This window comes from Mangrovicoccus sp. HB161399 (assembly GCF_013184745.1).
Lineage (GTDB): Bacteria > Pseudomonadota > Alphaproteobacteria > Rhodobacterales > Rhodobacteraceae > Mangrovicoccus.
Genome location: NZ_JAATVU010000169.1, coordinates 1 through 3,502 on the forward strand (window position 1 = coordinate 1; position 3,502 = coordinate 3,502).

Here is a 3,502-nt window from a genome sequence, read left to right on the forward strand (position 1 = left end):
TCGATCCGGTCGTCGTAGACATGGACCCGCAGCCGCTTGCCGATCAGCTGGGAGGGGGCGGAATAGAAGACGGCATGCACCAGGAAGCCGCCGCTCTTGGTGACGCGGGCGACCACCTCGGTGAAGTCGGTGGTGCGCCGTGCGGGCAGCGGGCGCAGCGCGGCCATCTCGGTGCGCACAGCGGCCTCGCGCCGCCGGTTGCGGCGGGCGACCAGCTCGTCGACGAAGCGTTTCCAGTCGGCGAGTTCGGCGAAGTCGCGGGAGCCGCGCAGGATCAGCGCCTGGTCGAGCGCGACCTTGAGATGGTTGTTCGGGGCCTCGACGGCGCCGCTCTCGTGGGCTTCGCCGGGGTTATTGCGGCTGGCCAGCATGCCGTAGTGGCGGCAGAAGGCATCGTAGCGCCCGGTCACGTCCGCCGCGGCATCGGCATCGAGGTTGCGATAATGAGGCGGGATTGCGGACAGTCCGGTGGACTGTCCGCCCGCCGAATGCCGAGAGGCTGTCGGTCCTGTGTTCCTGCGGCACGCCGCCGAGGGTCCAGAGCGCGTTCTGGAGGTTCTCGGCCAGCGCGGTGAAGCTCTCGCCGCCCAGGACCACGGCGGCGCGTTCCCGGCCGCTATAGGCCAGGACGAAGTGGAAAAGCCGGTGCTCCAGCGGCACGCCGCCGATGGTGACGCCGAGCCTGGCCGCATCCGTGAAGTCCGACAGCGCCATCCGGCCAGGCTCGGGTGCCTGGCGGAAGATCACGTCGCGCTCGGGGCCGTGCAGGGCACGCCAGTCGCGGACGCGGCGCTCGAGGGTGCGGCGGATCCGGTCATCGGAGAAGGCATCCGGATCGGTCATCTGCAGGTGGCGCAGGAGCGTCACGGCCTGGACGGCCGGATCGCACTCGAGGATCGGCAGCAGCACCGGCTCCCAGACCGCCTCGAGCGGATCTGGCACGGTGCGGCCGCGGCCAGCACCCCCCGCAATCCCCCGTGAAGAGAACCGCGCCGCCGCCGCCAGCCTCCGGTCGGGCTACGCCCTCCCTGCGGCTGGCGGCGATCGGAGTGCGCCGCGTTGTGCAGAAGGTATTGCTTTCCATCAAGAACATGGGAGGCAAGAGCACCGCGGCCTAGAGCCAGTTCCTCGCCGATCTCGATGCCCGTGGCCTGCGGCGGCCCGAATTCATGATCGTCGACGGCGCTCTGGGGCAAGGAGCTGCCAATCCAGCGCTGCACGGTTCGCAAGCACCGCAACCTGCTCGGCCATGCCCCCAAGCGCCTGCATGACGAACTCACCGAGGACTATCGCGACATGATCTATGCCGACGCCGCTGCCGTGGTGGAACTCAGGCGGAAGATATTCCTGCGCAAGTGGCGCCTGAAATGCCGCGCGGTGGCCAACAGCCTCGAGGAAGCAGGCGACCGCCTCTTCAGCTTCACTCGGCTCGATCCATCGCAATGGAAATCGGCCCGCACGACCAACGCGATAGAGCGACTGAACGAGGAGTTCCGCCGCAGGATAAAGACCCAGACCGTCCTGCCCTGCGCCGAGACCGTGCCGATGCTACTCTGGGAGCTGCTCGCCTCCGGGCAGATCCAGATGCGCAAAGTCGACGGTTGGGAAACTCTCTCTCAGCCCCTCGAACCCATGGCTCTTGACCTCGCTGCCTGAACGGAGCCAAATCCACAAGCCCGGAGCAAGCTGTACGACAATTTCCACCAAATTCGCGACACCACCTCAAAGTCGGGCGATCTCGCCGAAGCGAATTTTACGGAAGCCTCAGGATGTTCTCCGGGTCGGCATTTCCCCGGATGAGGTCCCCTATTGCCCGCCAGTTGCCGCGCAACCGACCGCGGCGGTCGACCCACGGCTCCGGCTTCAGTGCCTTCATGTGGTTCGAAAGAAAGTTTCGCAAGCAGAGTTTCATAGCGAACCGGGGCCGCATCGACCCCTTCCGCCAGAGGTAGATGGGATTGGCGATCTGGCTGTAGCCGAGCAATTCGCCCCTCTTCTCACGGCCGCGCTTCATCCCGCAATGCACGCCCACCAGCGCATCGGTCGTGAACTTCTTTCCCGGAACGCGCGCGCCGAAATCTATGTCTTCCTGCCACCCGTAGAGCGGCAGCCGTTCATCGAAGCGGACGTCGCCGATGGCGGAGACGCGGAACGCCATATTGCATCCGTAGAGCCCCCGGCGCGACTCCAGCACACGAGGCGGCTCGGCACGCAAGGCCGCGCCCGCCCCGGCCTCCCAGTCGTCGACGAGCTGGGCCGCCGCCTCGGACTCGATGCCCGGGCCGTTGATACCGTCGGCGAGCAGCTTTCCGGTGATCCCCGTCACCTCGTCATAGGCTGCGAAGAGCTTCTCGATTCCTTCCAGCGCGTGGACCGAGGGGACATAATCGTCATCGAAGAAGACGATTATGTCCGAGTCGTCCAAGGCCCGTTCCAGCCCGACGTTCCTCTGCCGCGGCAGCCCCTTGGCCGAGATTGCCACCTCGGGACGCGGCAGGTCGGCCTCCTCCGCAAGGCCTGCCCAAGCGCTCGGCACATCCTCAAAGCTCGGCACGGCGACGATGACCCGATGCGCGGGGCGCGTCTGTATCTGCAGGCGCTGCCAGAGATAGGCCAGACATTCCGGCCGACCAAGGGAGCAAACGATCACGGTAATTCGCGCTGGGTACTGCAATGACGCCCTCGAAATCTAGAAGAACGATGAACTACGAATATTTCCGGAACTCAACCAAGCCCGTAAATTCGCCCATTGCCCGGCAAATTCTACCCCGATGCCCCGCGAATCCAGAATGGGGCACATGCGGTGCATGGGATGTGGAAGAGCCGGACTGGAGAAACTTCTGGTACTCGAAAAACAATTTAGTCGCCGCCACTGTCCGTATATCGGCGCCGACGCGGCGAATTTCTAAACTCATGATAGACAAGATGGCATTTTATGTAGTGGAAATCAACCTCGGATCGCCCGAACCAAGCCAGTTGGACAATATCGACGCACCGGTGCTAGCCCGCGAGGCACCCACAGAGCTGCCCGCCATCGTTGCCATCAGCCGGAAGCTTGCCACAATCCTCCTTGCTAAGTGGAAGGCCGGCACGGCCTACTGGGCGAAGGCCTCACGGGAGGCAGCCTGAAACGCCCCGGCCATGACCGGCCCAGCGGCCGGTCATGGCTGCACCGCCGACAGTCCACCGCCCGGGCCGTTTCAAGCCGGGAAATGCTGCGGGGCCGGACGAACGGTCGGTTCGGGGATAGCTGCCAGGGGAATCGCATTTGGCCCTAACAGGCTGCTGAAATAGTGCGGCAAGCAGAACGGTTTTCCTCCTTGGTTGGCGCAGGGGCGCGATCTTCTGGTCGTTCTTTGCCGCCCGGCTTGGGTGGCGAGGCGCCCGTCGGCTTCATATGGCTAGCAATCGCGGCAGCCGGGCGAGATTTGCCGCCGCGAGCGTGAGGATGAAGCGCGAGCGCACCCGCTCGATCCCGCGATAGACGGTCTGGGCCGCCCCG

General features: G+C 65.2%; 3 protein-coding genes and 2 pseudogenes. 2 read left to right on the plus strand and 3 right to left on the minus strand.

The genetic code is table 11. From position 1 onward, the window contains the following. Positions 1-410 (minus strand): annotated as a pseudogene (locus HCC78_RS31765) (IS21 family transposase); the annotation flags it as partial. Then, a complete protein-coding gene (locus HCC78_RS31770) occupies positions 352-942 on the minus strand; it encodes a hypothetical protein (RefSeq protein ID WP_172332701.1) in 591 nt (196 codons plus the stop codon). The pseudogene HCC78_RS31765 and the gene HCC78_RS31770, both read right to left, overlap by 59 nt. Before the next feature lie 83 nt (positions 943-1,025). Here HCC78_RS31770 and HCC78_RS31775 point away from each other — a divergent pair. Continuing rightward, positions 1,026-1,656: pseudogene (locus HCC78_RS31775) on the plus strand (transposase); the annotation flags it as partial. Between the two features lie 97 nt (positions 1,657-1,753). Here HCC78_RS31775 and HCC78_RS31780 read toward each other — a convergent pair. After that, positions 1,754-2,674, minus strand: coding sequence for a glycosyltransferase family 2 protein (locus HCC78_RS31780; RefSeq protein ID WP_172332702.1), 921 nt, complete (start codon positions 2,672-2,674; stop codon positions 1,754-1,756). Between the two features lie 26 nt (positions 2,675-2,700). On the opposite strand from HCC78_RS31780, the gene HCC78_RS31785 reads away from it, so the two are divergent. Beyond that, a complete protein-coding gene (locus tag HCC78_RS31785) occupies positions 2,701-3,129 on the plus strand; it encodes a hypothetical protein (RefSeq protein ID WP_172332700.1) in 429 nt (142 codons plus the stop codon). The last annotated feature ends 373 nt before the right edge of the window (positions 3,130-3,502 follow it).